17 protein-coding genes are annotated in these 17,153 nt (G+C 72.6%); 7 read left to right on the forward strand and 10 right to left on the reverse strand.

Annotated features, from left to right (window positions below; genetic code table 11):
- Positions 1–78: 78 nt before the first annotated feature.
- Entirely contained in the window at positions 79–1,068 is a 990-nt protein-coding gene (locus tag ACFWGJ_RS28810; protein ID WP_381833141.1) for a GlxA family transcriptional regulator, read from the reverse strand.
- A 239-nt stretch (positions 1,069–1,307) separates the two neighbouring features.
- On the opposite strand from ACFWGJ_RS28810, the gene ACFWGJ_RS28815 reads away from it, so the two are divergent.
- Positions 1,308–2,576: an MFS transporter gene (locus ACFWGJ_RS28815; protein ID WP_387330344.1), complete on the forward strand. Its 1,269-nt coding sequence runs from the start codon at positions 1,308–1,310 to the stop codon at positions 2,574–2,576.
- Positions 2,577–2,604: 28 nt separating this feature from the next.
- Here ACFWGJ_RS28815 and ACFWGJ_RS28820 read toward each other — a convergent pair whose 3' ends face one another.
- The 6 genes from ACFWGJ_RS28820 to ACFWGJ_RS28845 all read right to left on the reverse strand — a co-directional run bounded on the left by ACFWGJ_RS28820 (position 2,605) and on the right by ACFWGJ_RS28845 (position 9,964).
- Positions 2,605–3,234, reverse strand: coding sequence for a flavin reductase family protein (locus ACFWGJ_RS28820; RefSeq protein WP_387330308.1), 630 nt, complete (start codon positions 3,232–3,234; stop codon positions 2,605–2,607).
- 44 nt (positions 3,235–3,278) lie between these two features.
- Positions 3,279–4,061 carry an enoyl-CoA hydratase/isomerase family protein gene (locus tag ACFWGJ_RS28825; RefSeq protein WP_387330311.1) on the reverse strand — a complete coding sequence of 261 codons (783 nt, stop codon included), beginning with the start codon at positions 4,059–4,061 and terminating at the stop codon, positions 3,279–3,281.
- Positions 4,062–4,517: 456 nt separating this feature from the next.
- The gene (locus ACFWGJ_RS28830; protein WP_387330314.1) at positions 4,518–6,755 is read right to left on the reverse strand and encodes an acetate--CoA ligase family protein; all 2,238 of its coding nucleotides are present in this window, start codon (positions 6,753–6,755) and stop codon (positions 4,518–4,520) included.
- Positions 6,756–7,079: 324 nt separating this feature from the next.
- Complete coding sequence (locus tag ACFWGJ_RS28835) at positions 7,080–7,790, reverse strand: SRPBCC family protein (protein WP_387330317.1); 711 nt, start codon at positions 7,788–7,790, stop codon at positions 7,080–7,082.
- A 60-nt stretch (positions 7,791–7,850) separates the two neighbouring features.
- The gene (locus tag ACFWGJ_RS28840; protein ID WP_387330320.1) at positions 7,851–8,573 is read right to left on the reverse strand and encodes an ABC transporter permease; all 723 of its coding nucleotides are present in this window, start codon (positions 8,571–8,573) and stop codon (positions 7,851–7,853) included.
- Positions 8,574–8,842: 269 nt separating this feature from the next.
- Entirely contained in the window at positions 8,843–9,964 is a 1,122-nt protein-coding gene (locus tag ACFWGJ_RS28845; protein WP_387330323.1) for a medium chain dehydrogenase/reductase family protein, read from the reverse strand.
- Positions 9,965–10,087: 123 nt separating this feature from the next.
- Here ACFWGJ_RS28845 and ACFWGJ_RS28850 point away from each other — a divergent pair, with 123 nt between their 5' ends.
- A complete protein-coding gene (locus ACFWGJ_RS28850; RefSeq protein WP_387330325.1) occupies positions 10,088–10,774 on the forward strand; it encodes a TetR/AcrR family transcriptional regulator in 687 nt (228 codons plus the stop codon).
- Between the two features lie 194 nt (positions 10,775–10,968).
- Here ACFWGJ_RS28850 and ACFWGJ_RS28855 read toward each other — a convergent pair whose 3' ends face one another.
- Entirely contained in the window at positions 10,969–12,225 is a 1,257-nt protein-coding gene (locus ACFWGJ_RS28855; protein WP_387330327.1) for a flavin-containing monooxygenase, read from the reverse strand.
- 263 nt (positions 12,226–12,488) lie between these two features.
- Here ACFWGJ_RS28855 and ACFWGJ_RS28860 point away from each other — a divergent pair, with 263 nt between their 5' ends.
- The 3 genes from ACFWGJ_RS28860 (at position 12,489) to ACFWGJ_RS28870 (ending at position 14,072) form a co-directional block, all read left to right on the forward strand.
- Positions 12,489–12,938, forward strand: a complete 450-nt coding sequence (locus ACFWGJ_RS28860; protein ID WP_387330329.1) for a DoxX family protein — start codon at positions 12,489–12,491, stop codon at positions 12,936–12,938.
- The gene (locus ACFWGJ_RS28865; RefSeq protein ID WP_387330331.1) at positions 12,938–13,384 is read left to right on the forward strand and encodes a Zn-ribbon domain-containing OB-fold protein; all 447 of its coding nucleotides are present in this window, start codon (positions 12,938–12,940) and stop codon (positions 13,382–13,384) included. Before ACFWGJ_RS28860 ends, ACFWGJ_RS28865 begins: the two co-directional genes overlap by 1 nt.
- A 73-nt stretch (positions 13,385–13,457) precedes the next feature.
- Positions 13,458–14,072 carry a GNAT family N-acetyltransferase gene (locus tag ACFWGJ_RS28870; RefSeq protein ID WP_381832991.1) on the forward strand — a complete coding sequence of 205 codons (615 nt, stop codon included), beginning with the start codon at positions 13,458–13,460 and terminating at the stop codon, positions 14,070–14,072.
- A 109-nt stretch (positions 14,073–14,181) separates the two neighbouring features.
- Here the strand turns inward: ACFWGJ_RS28870 and ACFWGJ_RS28875 are convergent, their stop codons facing one another.
- Together ACFWGJ_RS28875 and ACFWGJ_RS28880 are read right to left on the reverse strand one after the other, a co-directional pair.
- Entirely contained in the window at positions 14,182–14,907 is a 726-nt protein-coding gene (locus ACFWGJ_RS28875) for a pyridoxal 5'-phosphate synthase (protein ID WP_387330334.1), read from the reverse strand.
- A gap of 27 nt (positions 14,908–14,934) precedes the next feature.
- Positions 14,935–15,360, reverse strand: a complete 426-nt coding sequence (locus tag ACFWGJ_RS28880; protein WP_387330336.1) for a pyridoxamine 5'-phosphate oxidase family protein — start codon at positions 15,358–15,360, stop codon at positions 14,935–14,937.
- A gap of 314 nt (positions 15,361–15,674) precedes the next feature.
- Between ACFWGJ_RS28880 and ACFWGJ_RS28885 the strand changes: the two genes are divergently transcribed.
- Positions 15,675–16,259, forward strand: a complete 585-nt coding sequence (locus ACFWGJ_RS28885; protein ID WP_387330339.1) for a hypothetical protein — start codon at positions 15,675–15,677, stop codon at positions 16,257–16,259.
- A gap of 99 nt (positions 16,260–16,358) precedes the next feature.
- Positions 16,359–16,985 (forward strand): dihydrofolate reductase family protein, encoded by a 627-nt coding sequence (locus tag ACFWGJ_RS28890; RefSeq protein ID WP_387330341.1) that lies wholly within the window; start codon positions 16,359–16,361, stop codon positions 16,983–16,985.
- The last annotated feature ends 168 nt before the right edge of the window (positions 16,986–17,153 follow it).

Here is a 17,153-nt window from a genome sequence, read left to right on the forward strand (position 1 = left end):
CCTAGGTACCTAGGGGCGCGGGGAACTGCGCAAAGGGGGCGAGGGGGGCGCAGCCCCCATGTGGTGGGGGAGGGGTGTTCAGCGGAATGTTCGGCGGTAGGACGTGGGGGTTACCCCCAGGGCCGACTGGAGATGCTGGCGCATCGACTGCGCCGTGCCGAAACCCGCGTCCGCCGCGACCTGGTCCATCGACAGGTCCGTGGACTCCAGGAGATGGCGGGCCCGTTCGACCCGCTGCTGCGTGAGCCACTGCCCGGGACTGACCCCCGCCTCCTCCCGGAACCGCCGCGTGAACGTCCGCACGGACATCGCCTCCTGCGCGGCCATGTCCCGCAACTGGATCGGCTCGTGCAGCCGGCTCAGCGCCCACGCACGCGCCCCGATCGTCGTCGCCAACTGCGGCTCGGGCACCGGCCGTTCGATGTACTGCGCCTGCCCGCCGTCCCGGTGCGGAGGCACGACCGTGCGTCGGGCCACCTCGTTGGCGACAGCGGTCCCGTGGTCGCGGCGCACGATGTGGATGCACAGGTCGATGCCCGCCGCGACCCCGGCGGAGGTCAGCACGTCCCCGTCGTCGATGAACAACACGTCCGCGTCGACCCGCACCTTCGGGAAGAGGCGCTGGAAGTGCTCGGCGGAGGCCCAGTGCGTGGTCGCCGGGCGCCCGTCGAGCAGCCCGGCGGCGGCCAGCACGTACCCGCCCGTGCAGATCGAGACGAGCCGGGTGCCCGGCCGGATCCGGGCGAGGGCGGCGGCCAGTTCCTCGGTGAGTACGCCCTCGTCGTGGACCGGGCCCAGCTCGTACGAGGCCGGGACGACCACGGTGTCGGCGGTGGCCAGGGCCTCCGGGCCGTTCTCGACCAGGACGGAGAAGTCGGCGTCCGTCTCGACCGGGCCCGGCGGCCGGACGGAGCAGGTGACGATCTCGTACAGCCTGCGGCCCTGGGCGTCCTTGGCGCGTCCGAAGATGCGCTGCGGGATGCCCAGCTCGAAGGGGAGGAGGCCGTCCAGGGCGAGGACGACGACGCGGTGCCGAGGGGGCGGGGTGTCCGGGGTGTTCGTACCCATGGCCCGATCCTAGCGAATGCTGTCCTTCGGGCCACTCGTTCGGGGCGGGCCGAGGACGGAAGCTCGGTGACGTGACCCAGACAACCGACGCCGCGAGCGAGGCGGCACCCGTGCAGGATCCCGGCACGGGCGTGCAGGATCCCGGCACGGGCGTGCAGGATCCCGGCACGGGCCTGCAGGACTCCGGAACCGGCGTGCAGGACTCCGGAACCGGCGGGCAGGCGTCCGGAAGCGACGCGATCGGGCGTCGGCGGCGTACGCGCGTGCACCGGGCCTGGTTCGTCGCCGCCGTCACCTTCGTGACGATCATCGGCGCGGCGGCCTTCCGTTCCCTGCCGGGCCTGCTGATCGACCCGCTGCACGAGGAGTTCGACTGGTCGCGCGGCACGATCGGGCTCGCGGTCTCCGTCAACCTCGCGCTGTACGGGCTGACGGCGCCGTTCGCCGCGGCGCTCATGGACCGGTTCGGCATCCGGCGGGTCGTCGCACTCGCGCTCGTCGTGATCGCGGCCGGCTCCGGCGCCACCGTGTGGATGACCGCGGCCTGGCAGCTGCTGCTGTGCTGGGGGCTGCTCGTGGGCCTGGGGTCCGGCTCGATGGCCCTCGCGTTCGCCGCGACCGTCACCAACCGCTGGTTCACCGAGCGGCGCGGCCTGGTCACCGGCATCCTCACCGCCGCCTCCGCCTCCGGCCAGCTGATCTTCCTGCCCGTACTGTCGTGGATCGTCTCGGAGCACGACTGGCGCCCGGCCGCCGTGACCGTGGCCCTGGCGGCCCTCGCGGTCGTACCGTTCGTCTGGCTGCTGCTGCGCGACCATCCGGCGGACGTGGGCCTCAGGCCGTACGGGGCGACGGAGTTCGTCGAGAAGCCGCCGCCCGTGCCGGGGGCCGCGCGCCGAGCGGTGAACGTCCTCTTCTCCGCCGCGCGCACCGGGCCCTTCTGGCTGCTCGCCGGGACCTTCGCGATCTGCGGCGCCTCGACGAACGGCCTGATCCAGACCCACTTCGTGCCCGCCGCCCACGACCACGGCATGCCCATCACGGCGGCGGCCTCGCTGCTCGCGGTCATCGGGGTCTTCGACGTCGTCGGCACGATCGCCTCCGGCTGGTTCACCGACCGCTTCGACCCGCGCCGGCTGCTGGCGGTCTACTACGCCCTGCGCGGTGTCTCGCTCCTCTTCCTCCCGCTGCTGCTGGGCCCCTCGGTGCACCCGCCGATGGTCTTCTTCATCGTCTTCTACGGACTCGACTGGGTCGCCACCGTCCCGCCCACCCTCGCCCTGTGCCGCGACCGGTTCGGCGACGACAGCGCCATCGTCTTCGGCTGGGTCCTCGCCTCCCACCAGGTCGGGGCGGCACTGGTCGCCTTCCTGGGCGGTGTGGCCCGCGACGCCTTCGGCTCGTACAACGTGATGTGGTACGCCTCCGGGGCGCTGTGCGCGGTGGCGGCGCTGATGGCGCTGGTGATCCGGCGCAGGGTGGTGCCGGGGGAGGCCGCTCTCGCCTAGGGCGGGGCCGGACGGCTTCTGGGGGGCGTCAGGCCGTGAAGTGGCCGAAGCGGCCGCGGTGGAAGAGGAGAGGGGCGCCGTCGTGGCCGTCGGGGTCGGCGTCGGGTGTGCCCAGGGCGTTCACCCGGCCCACCACGATCAGGTGGTCGCCGCCCGTGTGGACCGCGTGGACGGCGCAGTCGACCCACGCGGTGGCGCCGGACAGGCGGGGCGAACCGGAGACCGGCGACGGTTCGTGGGCGACACCCGCGAACTTGTCCGAACCGCTCACCGCGAAGCGGCGGCACAGGTCGCCCTGGTGCGCGCCGAGGACGTTCACGCAGAAGACGCCCGCGCGGGCGATACGCGGCCAGGTCGTGGACGTACGCGCGACCATGAACGCGATCAGGGGCGGGTCGAGGGAGAGCGCGGCGAAGGACTGACAGGCGAAGCCGGCGGGGGTCGCGGGGGTGGCCCCCGGAGCTGTGACGACGGTGACGCCCGTGGCGAAGTTTCCCAGGACGCGGCGGAACTCGGCCGGGTCGATCGGTGCGCGTTCGTCGTCGCCTACCGCGCGCAGGTCGGGACGCGGGAGCGGTTCGACCGGTCCCGCGGTCCTCGGCTCTCCGGCCGACCTCAGATAGCGGACGGCTGCCGCGGCCATTCCTGCGTGTCCCATCACACCGTCCATTGAAGGTGACGGGGCGTCAGATGGGAAGGGGTTCAGTGGCCCGTGAAGTCCGGGGTGCGGCGCTCCACGAACGCCGTTACGCCCTCGGTGGCGTCCGACGTCGTCATGTTGATCTCCTGCGCGGTGGCCTCGGCGGTGAACGCGGTGGCGCGGTCGGAGTCCAGGGAGGCGTTCACCAGCTGCTTGGTGAAGGCGAGGGAGCGGGTGGGGCCGGTGGCCAGGCGTTCGGCCCAGGCGCGGGCCGTCTTCTCCAGCTCCCCGTCCGGGACCACGCGGTTGACCAGGCCCAGGCGGTGGGCGTCCGCGGCGGTGAGGGCGTCGCCGAAGAACATCAGCTCCTTCGCGCGCTGCGGGCCGATCAGGCGGGGGAGGAGGTAGGCGCCGCCGGCGTCGGGGACGAGGCCGCGGCGGGCGAACACCTCGATGAATCTCGCCGATTCCGCGGCGAGGACCAGGTCGCAGGCGTACGCGAGGTGGGCGCCCAGGCCGGCGGCGGTGCCGTTCACTGCGGCGATCACCGGTTTCTCGCAGTCCAGGACTGCGGTGATGAGGCGTTGGGCGCCGTTCTTTATGACGCGGGAGACGTCTCCTGGGAGGCGGTCCCTGGCGGGTGGGCCTCCGCGGAGGTCTGCGCCTGTGCAGAAGCCTTTGCCTGTGGCTGTGAGGACGACTGCGCGGGTGTTCGCGTCTGCGGACGCGGTCTCCATGAGCTGGATGAGCTCTTCCCGTTGCTCGGGGGTGATGGCGTTCATGACCTCCGGTCGGTTGAGGGTGATCCAGGAGACGTGGGTGTCGTCGAGGGTGTGGATGATCACGAGGGCTCCGGGGTGGGGTGGGGAGGGGGAGGGGAGGGGGTGGGTGTGGTGGGTTGTGGGTGGGTGCGGGTCCGGTGGGGGCTTGTCGCGCAGTTCCCCGCGCCCCTGAGGGGTGGGGGGTGGCGGGGGTGTGTCGGGTGCGGGTCCGGTGGGGGCGGGCCCCAAGGATTGCGCAGTTCCCCGCGCCCCTGAAGGCAAAAGACTGCGCCGTTCCCCGCGCCCCTGAGGGGCGGGGGGTGGCGGTGGTGTTTCGGGTGCGGGGTCGGTGGGGGCTTGTTGCGCCGTTCCCCGCGCCCCTGAAGGCGAATGACTGCGCCGTTCCTCGCGCCCCTGGCGGGGGTCGGGGTGGGCGGTCTTTAGGGGCGCGGGGAACTGCGCGGGCGGCCCCCGCCGGGCCGCGGTTGACAATGCAGCTGCTGCCACGCACACCCGACCGCCCAAGCCCCACGCAGTGGGTCAGTGGCAGATTGCCAAGGCGTCCAGCGCCACCGCTCCCTGGCCGCGGGGCAGGACCATCAGGGGGTTGATGTCCAGTTCGGACAGGTCCGTGTCCAGTTCGAGGGCCATCCGCTGGACGCGGAGGATGACCTCCACCAGCGCGTCGAGGTCCACCGGAGGCCGCCCGCGGACGCCGTCGAGCAGCGCCCGCCCCCGCAACTCGTCGAGCATCGACCGCGCCTGGTCCTCGCCGAACGGCGGCACCCGTACCGCCGTGTCCTGGAGGACCTCCACGAGTACGCCGCCCAGCCCGACCGTCACCGTCGGACCGAAGAGGTCGTCGTGCGTCACACCGACGACCATCTCGACGCCCTGCTCCACCATCTGGCACACCAGAACCCCGTCGAGCGACACGTCCTCGTACCGCGCGATGTCCGTCAACTCGCGGTACGCGTCCCGTACCTGGCTGGCGGAGGTGAGGCCCACCTTCACCAGGCCGAGTTCCGTCTTGTGGGCGAGCCGCGCGCCGGACGCCTTCATGACGACCGGGTAGCCGACCAGACCGGCCGCCCGTACGGAGGCCGCCGCGCTGGTCACCAACTGCTCGCGCGGCACCCGGATCCCGTACGCCCGCAGCAGTTGTTTCGCCGCGTGTTCGCTCAGTCTGCTGCCCGGCCGCATCAGCGCCCGGGCCTTGCGGCAGGAGGGGGACGGGGTGCGGGGGGCCTCGTCGAAGGGGGAGCGGTAGGAGGCGGTGAAGCGGGCGTGCTCAAGGTGGGCGCGTACCGCCGTGATGCAGTTCGCGAACGTGCGGAAGGTCGCCACCCGGGACGAGCCGAGGAGGGTGTCGCGGTACGCGGACTCCGTGCCGACCGGCGATCCCCACACCACGCACACCAGTTTGTCCGTCTGTTCCGCCGCGTCCACGAGGTCCTGCGCGAGCTTGTCGCTCATGGGCGGGAAGGGGCCCGTGATCGGACAGATCAGCACTCCGACGGCCGGATCGGCGAGGATCGCGTCGATGATCTTGCGGCCCCGCCAGTCGCCGACCGGGTGGCCGCCGTTGTCGACGGGGTTCGTGACGTCCAGGTACTCCGGTATCCACTGGTGGAGTTCGGCCTGCTTGGCGGGGGAGAGGGGCGGCAGGCGCAGGCCCGCCTCGGTCGCCAGGTCCGAGAAGTGGGCGCCCGTACCGCCGGAGATGGAGTACACCGCCACCCCGTCTGCGGACGGCGGCCTGGCACGGGCCAACAGGGCCGCGGTGTCCTGGAGTTCGTCGAGGCCGTCGACACGTACGACCCCGTACTGGCGCATCGCCGCGTCCACCACCGCGTCCGCGCCCGTCAGTTTGCCGGTGTGGGAGGCGGCCGTCCGCGCGCCCGTCTCCGTGCGGCCGACCTTGACCGCGACGACGGGGACCCCGCGCCGGGCGGCCCGGTCGGCGGCGAGGAGGAAGGAGCGGCCGTCCTTGAGGCCCTCGACATAGCAGGCGATCGCGCCGACCTCGGGCTGCTCGGAGAAGTAGGAGATGAAGTCGGCGCTCTCCAGGTCGGCCTCGTTGCCGGTGGGTGCCCAGTGGGAGACGCGGATACCCAGTTCCTGGAGGGTGAAGACCGGGCGGCCCTGGTGGCCGGACTGGGTGATCAGCGCGATGGCCGGGCCGTCGAGGTCGTCGCGGAACTTCTCGAAGGCGTTCAGGTTGGTGTTCGGGCCGAGCAGCCGCAGGCCGGAGCGGATCCCGGAACGCCGCACGGCGTCGGCCAGCCGGTCCTGCGCGGCGGCGCCCACCGTCCCCGTCTCGGCGAACCCGGACGCGAAGGCGACCGCGAACCGCACCTTGGTCTCGGCGAGTTGCTCGATCAGGGGAAGCGGGTCGGAGACCAGCAGCACGGCCAGGTCGACCTGTTCGGGCAGCTCCGCGACCGACGGGACGCAGGGGAGTCCGAACACGGTCTCCCGGGTGGGGTGCACCGGGTGGAGGCGTGCGCCCACCCGCTCGGCCCAGGCCAGCAGTTGGCGCGTGATGCCGGTGTTCGGCCGCCCTTCGGCGTCCGAGGCGCCGACGACGGCCACCGACTCGGGGCGGAAGAAGCGGTCCAGATCGGGGACGCCGGCGTACAGCGGCCTGCCGCTGACGTCGAGGTCGTCGGTGGCGGCCGGCCTGCCGTGCACGGCAGGGGCCGGTTGCTCGCCGCAGGCGATGACCCGGGCCCGGCGGGAGTCGGTGGTGAGGGTGCCGTGGGTTGATCCAAGCATCGGTCCGCCCGCTCCTGTGTCGCTGCCAATAACTGACGCAGTGTCAGATAAGGCCAGATTACTGAACTGACGCTGCGTCAGGAATGGGTCGGGAAGCAAAGAACTTGTGGCGGCCACAGGTGTGGACTCCGAAGGCATGCGTTTCACCAGCATGGGTTTCGGCAGTACGGGTTTCGGGAGCATGGGCTTCGAAGGCGTCGGTTTCAAAGGCGTTGGTTTCGAAGGCATGGGCTCCGGTGTGTGGCGTATTCCCCGCCGGGCGGGCGGGGAACCTGGCTGCCGGGCGGGCGGGAGACCGGCTGCCGGTCGGCTGGGAGCCGTCCGTCAGGCGCACGGTCCGGCGGTACGGGATTCCGCGGTCGTCCTCAGCTCGCGGAGCCACTGTTCGAGTCCCGCGCCGAGCATCGAGGTCGCCAGGGGGACGTCCGCCTCGACCTGCGCACCCGTCCACGTCTCCTCGGTCCGTACGCGCACGCCGCCCTCGACCTCGGTGAAGTTCCATACGTGGACGCCCTCGTCGATACGCAGCCCCTCGCCGACCGCGGGGCCGGTCCACCGGATGCAGGAGTTCCGGTCGAGGTCGCGGACCGTGGAGGTGATGTTCAGGGTGGTCTCGGGGGTGGTGGGCGTGGCGGGCGCCGGGGTCGTCCACCGGAACTGCGAGCCCGGGCGGAGCGGGCCGTGGTCGAGCCGTTGCGCGGACAGGACCGGCGCCTGCCACGACGGCCAGCGCTCGACGTCGGTCTGCAGCTTGAAGACGGTGCTCAGCGGGGCCTTGATCACGATGTCGGAGCGGTAGCGGATGAGGGCGTCGGGGTCCGTGCCCCTGCCCTGGCACTTCAGCCCGTCGGCGTGGTGCGCGGCACCCGTCCGGGCGGGGGCGGCCTGGGCGGGAGCGGTGCTCGCGAGGACGCCGAGGGTGGAGAGGGCGGCGAGGGCGGCCGTGAGCGTGGCGGTGGTACGTGTGCGTGCGCGCGTCCGCGGTCGGCGCCGGGCGGGCTGGACGGGGAGGGAGGCGGGGCTGTTGCTGGGCATGGTGTTCCTCTCGCTGAGGTGGAGGTACAGGTGAAGGGGGAGGACTTCGGGGGGTGCGCCCTACGGGGTTCGCGCGGCTGCGGGAGTGGCGAGGCGGCGGCGTTCGAGGACCGCCGCGAGGGCGTAGGCGCCGCCGCCGGCGAGGGTGAGGACCCAGTAGAGGCCGGGGCTGCCGAGAAGGAGGGCCGCGGTGGAGGTCAGGGCGAGCCAGGTGCCAAGGCCGTAGTGCAGGAGGTTGCGGCGCTGGGCGCCCTCGGCGATGTACAGCAGGCCTACGACGAAACCGGATCCGGTCGGCCAGAGCAGGGACTGCACGTCGGGCAGGTCGAGGGTGGCCGTCAGGCCCGTGATGGCGAGGAAGAGGGCGGCGAAGGCGGTGACCCAGGCGGCGCCGAGGAGCTTGCCGGACAGGACGTCGTCCGGCTCGGCGGCGGTGCGCTGGGCGCGCAGGGCGGCGACCGTGGCCTGGACGGTGCCGACGGCGAGCCCGGCACCGAGGAGGGTCATGGGCAGCCAGCCGGGCAGGTCGAGCAGCGGGGCCGCCCCCTCGGAGACCGCGGCGGAGCCGTGACCCAGCAGATAGGCGAGCCCGAAGCTGACGTAGGTCGCACGGTTGTCGACATCGCCCGGGGGGAGCCCGGCGGCCGGGGGGCGCGCTGAGTCCGGGGTGCGCGCCGGGGCCGGGTGTGGCGGCGCGGTCGGGCGGCCGGTGGGGGCAGTGGTGGTGGCGGTGGTCACGACCGGCGGGGCGGCGGTGGTGACGGCGGTGATGGTGACGGACATGGCGGGTACCTCCGGGCTGCGGGCTGCGGGCTGCGGGCTGCGGGCTGACGGCGGGGCGGGGGAGGGGAGGGCTGGGGGGCGTGAGAGGGCGTGCGTGGCGGTGGACGATCGGCGTACGCGCTGTACGCGCTCACTGCGGTGGCGCGACGGTGGCGCTCACGGCAGCGGCGTAATGGTGGGTAACGGTGGGCCCCGGCGCGGCGCCGTAACGGGCGCGCTCAACGCGGCGGCGTACCTCCCGCGGCGGATCTCCGGCGGCGCTCGACGCGTCACGCCTCCGTGGCGGGGACGGAGTCGGAGGCGGAGGCGGGGACGATGACGATCTTTCCGGCGACCGTGCGGGACTCGGCGAGCGCCAGGGCCGCGGCGGCGTCCGGCAGCGGGATCCGCGCGGCGATCTGCGGGGTGAGGACGTCGTCGGCGACCAGGCGCAGCACCTGGGTCAGGTCCTCGGTCAGCCGCCGCTGCCAGGAGGCGCGGCAACGGCGCTTGCCGGCCCAGAAGTTGTAGAAGTGCGCGCTCCGGCCGTTGGGCAGGGAGTTCCAGGCGGCGAGGCGCGCGAACAGCTTCAGCACCGGCACCTGCGAGTTGCCCTCGTCGTCCTTGGTGGCGGCGGTGCCGTACGAGACCAGCGTGCCGCCCTTGCGCAGCAGGTGCCACGACTGCTCCACCCCGGCGCCGCCGACGTGGTCGAACACCGCGTCCACGCCGGCCGGGGCGAGTTCGCGGATGCGCGCGTACATGTCGGGGTCGCGGTAGTCGACCGGGCTCGCGCCCAGCTCCCGTACGGTCGCGTGGTGGCGGGCCGACGCCGTGCCGATCACGGTGATCCCGGCGTGGCGGGCCAGTTGGACGAGCGTGGAGCCGACGCCGCCGTTGGCGCCGAGGACCACGATCGTCCCGCCGGTACGGACCTTGGCGATGCGGTGCAGCATCTGCCAGGCGGTGATGCCGTTGACGACGACGGTCTCCGCGTCGGCCGCGTCCACCTCGTCCGGTACGGGCATCAGGTCCACGGCGTCGATCAGGAGGTGGCTGGCCCAGGCGCCGGTCTTGGTGACCGCGGCGAAGCGGCGGCCGACGAGCGCGTGGTCCACGTCCGGACCGGCCGCCGTCACCGTGCCGACCACGTCGTAGCCGGGGACGAAGGGGAACGGCGGCTGGTCGTAGTACTTGCCGCGCCGCATCTGCTGCTCGGCGAACGACACGCCCGTGGCGTCCATCCGCAGGACGACCTGGCCCTTGGCCGGCGCCGGAAGCTCGCGGCTGCGGAGTTCCAGCCCTTCCGGCTCGACCGGGCCGGGCAGGACGACCTCGGTCGCGGAGACGACGGGGGCGGTGGAGGGGGTGGTGGAGCTGGAGGTGGAGGTGTGGGCTGCGGTGCCGGTCATGACGTACCCCTTGGAGTCGTTGCCGTGTGCTTACGGTCGTAAGGCTATGCCTGTTAGCTCACGGATGACAAGAGGAAACACTCATAAGCTTCGCGCTGTAAGGTGACGGGTATGGGAACAGCTATGGGAACAGGTACGGGAGACGGCGCAGGCGACGGCACGAGCGACGGCACTGGCGACACCGCGGCGACGCCCGTCCGCGTCCGCAACCGCCGGGGGGAGGGGGACCGGCTGCGCCAGGAGATCGTGACGGCGGCGGTCGCGCTGCTCGACGAGACCGGCGACGAGAGCGCCATCACCCTGCGCTCCGTGGCCCGCAGGGTCGGTATCGCCGCCCCTTCGATCTACCGGCACTTCTCCGACCAGCCCGCCATCATGCTGGCCGTCGTGCGCAACGCCTTCGCCGAACTGGACGAGCAGTTGCGCGCGGCCGTGGACGCGGCCGACGACTCGCCCCGCGCACGGCTCACGGCCCTGTGCGAGGGCTATCTGGAGTTCGCCGAGGCCCACCCGGGGCGCTACCGCACGATGTTCGGCGGGTTCTGGATGCCCGATCCGGACGCGAGTTCCGTGACGGCGGAGGACCTCGGCTCACTCGGCGAGGCGAGCCTGCGACGGCTCGGCGAAGCCCTCCAGGAGTGCGTCACCGCCGGCTCCTCGGCCAGCACCGACGTGGCGGCCGACGTGGTCGTGCTCTGGCTCGGCCTGCACGGCCTGGCCCACCAGCGGGCGGTCGCGCCGTCGTTCCCCTGGCCGCCGGGCATCGCGGAACGGCTCATCGGCACGCTCGCGCATTTCGAGGAGGGGTAGGGCGCACGGGCGCAACGGGCGCGTGGGCGCGCGTCGAGTGCACGGCGACCGGCGGGGGTTGCTCGCGGAGGACGGGGCCCTCGGGAGCCCCGCCGTCCGGAGGCAACGGCCCCGCAGCTAACGCCCCCGGAGGCAACGCCCCCGGCGGCACCCCGCGCGGCACCCCCCGGCGGCAACGCCGCTGACGGTCGGCGTCAGCGGGCGATGCGGGACGGGTTCCTGCGGTCGGCGTCGCGTGCCACGGCCTTCGCTATCTTCTCGGCGTCGATGGCCAGTTCGCGGAACATGCCGCTGATGGGGTTGGTGAAGCCGGTGAAGTACAGGCCGGGCGCGTTCTTCGGGGAGCGGGCGCCGTGCACGACCGGGCGGCCACGGCCGTCGAGTACGTCGAGGTGGCCGACGACGTTCTCCAGGGCGCGCCGGTAACCGGTCGCGGCGATCACGGCGTCCGGTCCGACGCGGTCGCCGTTCGCGAGGACGACCTTGCCGTCCTCGAAGCCCTCGACCGCCGCCACGACCTCGACCCGGCCCTTGCGGACCGCGTCGATCAGGCCGACGTCCTGCACGGGGATGGACCCTTCGTTCACCCGCGAGTACAGCCCGGTGTCGGGCCTCGGCAGGCCCTTGGCGGCGAGGTCAGGAACGCTGAGCTTCGCCATCGGCCCGGCCAGCCGGTCCACCAGCGCGACCGGCAGCCGCCGGCAGAGCACCCCGGTGTACTGGGCCGCCCACCCGGCCGTCGACCGGCGCACGATGTGCGGCGCGGTCCGCACGGCGAGGCGTACGCGCGACGCGCCGCCCTCGACGAGGTCCACGGCGATCTCGGCGCCGGTGTTGCCCACGCCGACCACGAGGACGTCCTGCCCGGCGAAGGGTGCGGGGTTGCGGTACTCGCCGGCGTGCAGGAACTCGCCCGTGTACCCGTCGCGGCCCGGCCATTCGGGCACGTGCGGCGTGTGGTTGTAGCCGGTGGCGACGACGACCGCGCTGCCGGTGAGCTCGCGCCCGCCGGTGGCGTGCAGCAGCCAGCCGGTGCCGTCGGCGGAGCGCTCCACGCGGGAGACCTCGACGCCCGTGACGATCTCCAGCTCGTGGTGCTCGGCGTACTTCTCCAGGTAGCGCACCACGTTGTCGCGGGACACCCACCGCCCGAACGAACGCGGCATCGGCAGACCCGGCAGCCCGGAAAGCCGCCGCGTGGTGTGCAGCCGCAGCCGGTCGTAGTGCCGCCGCCAGGAGGCCCCGACCCGGTCGGACTTCTCCAGCACGACGGCCCGCACACCCTGGGCGCGCAGCGCGTACGCCACCGCGAGACCGCCCGGCCCGCCCCCGATGACGTACACGGGCCGGTCCTGCTGAGGCACGGCCGCCGTCGGCGGTGTCGGTGTCGGCGTCGGCTCGGGCGCGGGTGCCGGGGATGCCTGCGGTGTCGGGTCGGGAGAGTCGGCCATGTGCCGAGCGTATGCATGTCGTCATTTGATGGGTCTCGGTCAAGCCCGGAATCGGTTGCGAATTGATCACGGCTGTATGAGGGGTGTGTGGGGTTTGTGTCGTAGGCCACATGCGTGTGCGCGACAGGGGAGGTGCGCGCGGCGGGACGGGTGGTCGTAGGACTCTTGCGCAGCCGCGCCCGGTGCGCTGAACTGACGTACCGTCAGATCTGTACGGTCAGATCTGTGCCGTCGATCTACGGCTGCGGGAGGGATGCGGTGCCATGGACACCATCTGGCTCACCGGTGCGGAATGGGTTGCCGTGCTCCGGATCGGGCTCGGGCTGTGGTGGCTGGAGAGCTGGCGGCACAAGGACAAGAAGGGCTGGTTCGAGCGGGGCACCGGGATCGCCTGGGCGGCCGACGTCGCCGCGAAGCACCGGTGGAACTCGGTGCGCAGCGGCTTCGACGTGGTGGTCGCGCCCCGGCCGCGCACGATGGCGTACGTCGTCGTGTACGCCGAACTCGCCCTGGGCCTCGGCCTCGTCGTGGGCTTCCTGACCCCGATCGCCCTGGCCGGCGGCCTGCTGCTCAACCTCCTCTACCTCGTCCTGATGATCCACGACTGGGCCGAGCAGGGGCAGAACGCGATGATGGCCCTCATCTCCCTGGTGGCCCTGTTCGGCATGTCCTGGCAGACGTGGTCCCTGGACAGCGCGCTGGGACTCTTCTGATGGCGGCCGGCTCCGGCGTACCGGCCCGCTTCGACCTGCCGGAGACCGACGCCTTCACCCGGCCCTACTGGGACGCCGCCGCCGACGGGCGGCTGCTGCTGCGCCGGTGCGGCGCGTGCGGGCGCGCCCACCACTACCCGCGCGAGTTCTGCCCGCACTGCTGGAGCGAGGACGTGACCTGGGAACGGGCGAGCGGCCGCGCCACGCTCTACACCTGGTCCGTCGTCCACCGCAACGACCTGCCGCCCTTCGGGGCCCGCACCCCGTACGTCGCCGCCGTCGTCGACCTCGAAGAGGGGCCGCGGATGATGACCGAGGTGGTGGAGTGCGGGGAGGGGGACCTGCGGGTGGGGATGGCGTTGGAGGTGGCCTTCCGGGAGGAGGGTGAGGAGGCGGCGGAAGGGGCTGTCGCCGTTCCTGTGTTCCGGCCCCGGTCCTCCTCCTGAGCTTCCGCGGTCTTCCGGGGCTTCGGGGCGACCCTCGTCCCGTTCCGTCTCGGGGCCGTTGTTGAATGGCTCGATGACCGACTTGTACGAGTCCTCCGGCTCCCTCCCCCATCCCGAGATCCGCGGTTACGGACTGCGGCTGCGCCCCTGGGACGCGGACACCGAGGAGGATGTCCAGGCGTGGCTGCGGGGATACCTCGACCCCGAGTTCCAGCGGTGGAACACACCGCTCAGACCGATGGTGGACCGCGCCGACGCGCAGGAGTCGATGGCAGCGCGGGTCAAGGCGGCCCAGGAGGGGGTGGGCGCCTCCTTCTGTGTCACCGACGCGACCGGCGGCGTACGCCTCGGGCACATCGGGATCAACGACATCGACCACGTCATACGGGTCGCCCGCGTCGGCTACTGGGTGCTCCCCGACGCGCGCGGCCGTCAGGTGGCCACGCGCGCCCTTGCCCTGGCCTCCCGCTGGGCCTTCGAGGAACTGGGCCTGCACCGCCTTGAGCTGGGACACGCGCTCGGACACGAGGCATCGTGCCGGATCGCCGAGCGGTGCGGGTATCCGTACGAGGGGACCCTGCGCGGGGCGATGTTCGAGGCGGGGCGCCTGGACGCCTTCCGGGACGTGCATCTGCATGCCCGGCTGGCCACGGACCCCGCCACGGATCTGGAGCCCGTACGTCCGTAGCGGACGGCGCGGACGGCGCGGACGGCAGGGGCTGCGGGGACGGCGGGGATTGCGTGGCCCTGCGCGGCCCTGCGTGGCACGCGACCGGCTGCCTGGTCTGCTGTGGCCCTCAGGGCCAGAGCAGGTTCTGGTGCCACGTGCCGTCCACGCGGCGGTAGGTCAGGCGTACGTGCCTGCGGTGTGCGTCGCCCTGGAAGAACTCCACCTCGTCCGGGTCCAGGACGTACACCGTCCACGACGGCGCCGAGGCGTCCGGTTCGCGCCGGGCACGGTCCCAGGCCGCGTCCGAGGCGCGCTCCAACTCCTCGTACGAGTCCAGCACCTCGCTCTGCCTGCCCACCAGGGCGGAGGCGAGCGCGCCGGTCGAGCGGGCGTGCAGGTCGGCCCGCGCGACCTCGGGCGGGGCGACGGTCACCGGGCCACGCACCCGGATCTGCCGGCCCTGCGCGGGCCAGTAGAAGCCGAGCGCCGCGTACGGGCGGGCCGCCAGGTGCCGGCCCTTCCGGCTGCCCGCGTGCGAGGCGAAATGCCAGCCGTCCTGGTCCGCGCCGTGCAGCATCACGGTCCGTACGTCGGGCTGACCTCCGGCGTCCGCCGTGGCCAGCGACATCGTGTGCGGCTCGACCTGCCCGGCGGCCACGGCCTCGGCGAACCACTGCTCGAAGAGCGGCAGCGGATCGGCGGGGGCCGCGGCCGGGGCGAAGTCCGGCAGCTCGGTGTCCCAGACCCGCTGAGCCCTCAGCAGCCGTACGAACTCGGAGGCGGCTGAGGGGGCGGGGGAGCCGGTGGAGTCGGGCGTGGGCGGGGTGGGGGCGTCGGCGCTGTCGGCACTCATGCCCCGATTGTCACGCGGGGGGCTGCCTCAGACCGAACCGAGGTCGGACGACAGCCACCGGTCGGGGCGCATCCGGATGACCACCATCTCGCCGTGCTCCTTCCAGGAGAAGTCGACGTACCCGTCGACCTTGTCCGCCGGGAGGTAGCGGGCCGAGATCTCGTGGAGCTGCTCGCGGGTGGCGGGGGTCGACTCGACGACCGGCCCTTCGAGGGACACGTACCGGATGGTGGGTTCGAGCCGGTCCACCATCAGGGAGAACCTGCCCGCGGCGCTGATCAGCTCGTTCTTGCGGGAGGTCAGCCCGGTCAGGATCCAGACGTCGCCGCCGGGCTCGTACTGGTACCAGATCGGCACGGTGAGCGGGGCGCGGCCTGCCCCCGCGTCCACGGCGAGCGCGGCGATGTGCGGTTCGGCGAGGAACTTCTCGCGTTCTTCACGGGTCAGGGCCATGGGGTTCCTCCGGAGTGTCGTCGGGGGGTGCCTGGGTTGCCTGGGTCGCCCTTGTTTCCTGGAGTGCCTGGAGTGCCTGGTGTGGCTGGCGTGTCCTTCGATGGTTCCTTCAGATTCTTCAGCGCGGTGCGGCCGTCCGCGTATTCCGGGAGGGCGTGGCGGGGGCGGAGCGCAGGCCGGGGGTAGGGCTGGCACCACCATGGATCCGGGTGCGCACTGTCTCGATGGGGCGGCCGGGCGACGGCATTGTTGAACCCGGTCGAAGCCAGTTGATCGAAGGGGCCGCAGCCTCTTCCCCCGGAAGGAAAATCCCCATGGAGTCGCAGCTCGCGGCGGAGCCGGAGACGGCGGGCGTGGCCGCTCCCGGGGCGTTCGTCTCCTTCGTGCGGTTCGTGGTGTGCGGTGGGGGTGTCGGGGTTCTCGCGAGTGGCGCGGTGGCGCTGCTGGCCGGGGTGGTGCCGTGGGTGGTGGCGAACGCGGTGATCACCGTCGCGTCGACCGTTCTGTGCACCGAGCTGCATGCGCTGTTCACCTTCGGGACCGGCCGGCGGGCCGGATGGCGGCGGCACTGGCAGTCGGCGGGCTCGGCGACGGCCGCGTACGCGGTGACGTCCCTCGCGGTGCTCGTCCTGCACCTGGTGCAGTCGTCGCCCGGGATGCTCGCCGAGCAGATCGTCTACCTCGGGGCCTCCGGGCTCGCGGGGGTGGGGCGGTTCGTGGTGCTGCGGGTGTTCGTCTTCGCGGCGGGTGAAGGTGGGCGTGGGCGTGGGCTGGGGCGGGCGCGGGTGGATGGCGGGGCTGTGGCTGTCTCCGCGGTGCCGGCCGCCGCGGTCGCTGTCGCGCCGGTGTCGGTCGTTCCTGTCTCCCTCTCTCCGCTGGTTCTCGTCGCCGGGGCGTGATGGGCTGGGGGCCGATTAGTTTTTCCGGCTCTTGCCGTCCAAGTAGTGACCGGATCGCGGACTGCGCCGACCGGCTCATTCGGACCCTGGAGGAACATCATGAGGAAGATCAGCGCCGGACTGTTCATCTCGCTCGACGGTGTGGTCGAGGCGCCCGACCAGTGGCACTTCCCGTACTTCAACGACGAGATGGGCGCGGCTGTCGGGGCGATGTTCGACTCGGCGGACACGATGCTGTTCGGCCGCAAGACCTATGACAGCTTCGCGGGGGCGTGGCCGGAGCGGGAGGCGGCCGGGGGTGAGGACGCGGGGTTCGCCAAGCAGCTCGGTGACGTGCGGAAGATCGTGGTGTCGAGGACGCGGCTTGCGTTCGAGTGGCGCAACTCCGAGCAGTTGGAGGGCGACCTCGTCGAGGTCGTGACCGCGCTCAAGAACGAGGAGGGCGGGGACATCGCGCTCAGCGGGTCCGTGTCCGTCGTACGGCAGCTGTTGGGGGCGGGGCTGCTGGACGAACTGCATCTGCTGGTGCATCCGATCGCGGTGCGGAAGGGGATGCGGTTGTTCGAGGAGGGGGAGGGGGAAGGGGAGTCGGCGGTTCCGCTGACGCTGATCTCGGCGGAGACGTTTCGGACGGGCGTGCTGAACCTTGTGTACGGGCCCGGGGGTGCGGCTGGGGGAGCCACGTATGAGGAGGCTCGGGGGCACTTGGGTGAGGGCGGGGCGTAGGCAGGGGGTGGCTCCGGCCGGGTTTGTTGGCTGCGGGCCGGTGGGGGCCGGTCGCGCAGTTCCCCGCGCCCCTTGGGTGAGGGCGGGGCGTAGGCAGGGGGTGGCTCCGGCCGGGTTTGTTGGCTGCGGGCCGGTGGGGGCCGGTCGCGCAGTTCCCCGCGCCCCTTA

It is taken from the genome of Streptomyces sp. NPDC060205 (genome assembly GCF_042728395.1).
In the GTDB taxonomy this organism is placed as follows: domain Bacteria; phylum Actinomycetota; class Actinomycetes; order Streptomycetales; family Streptomycetaceae; genus Streptomyces.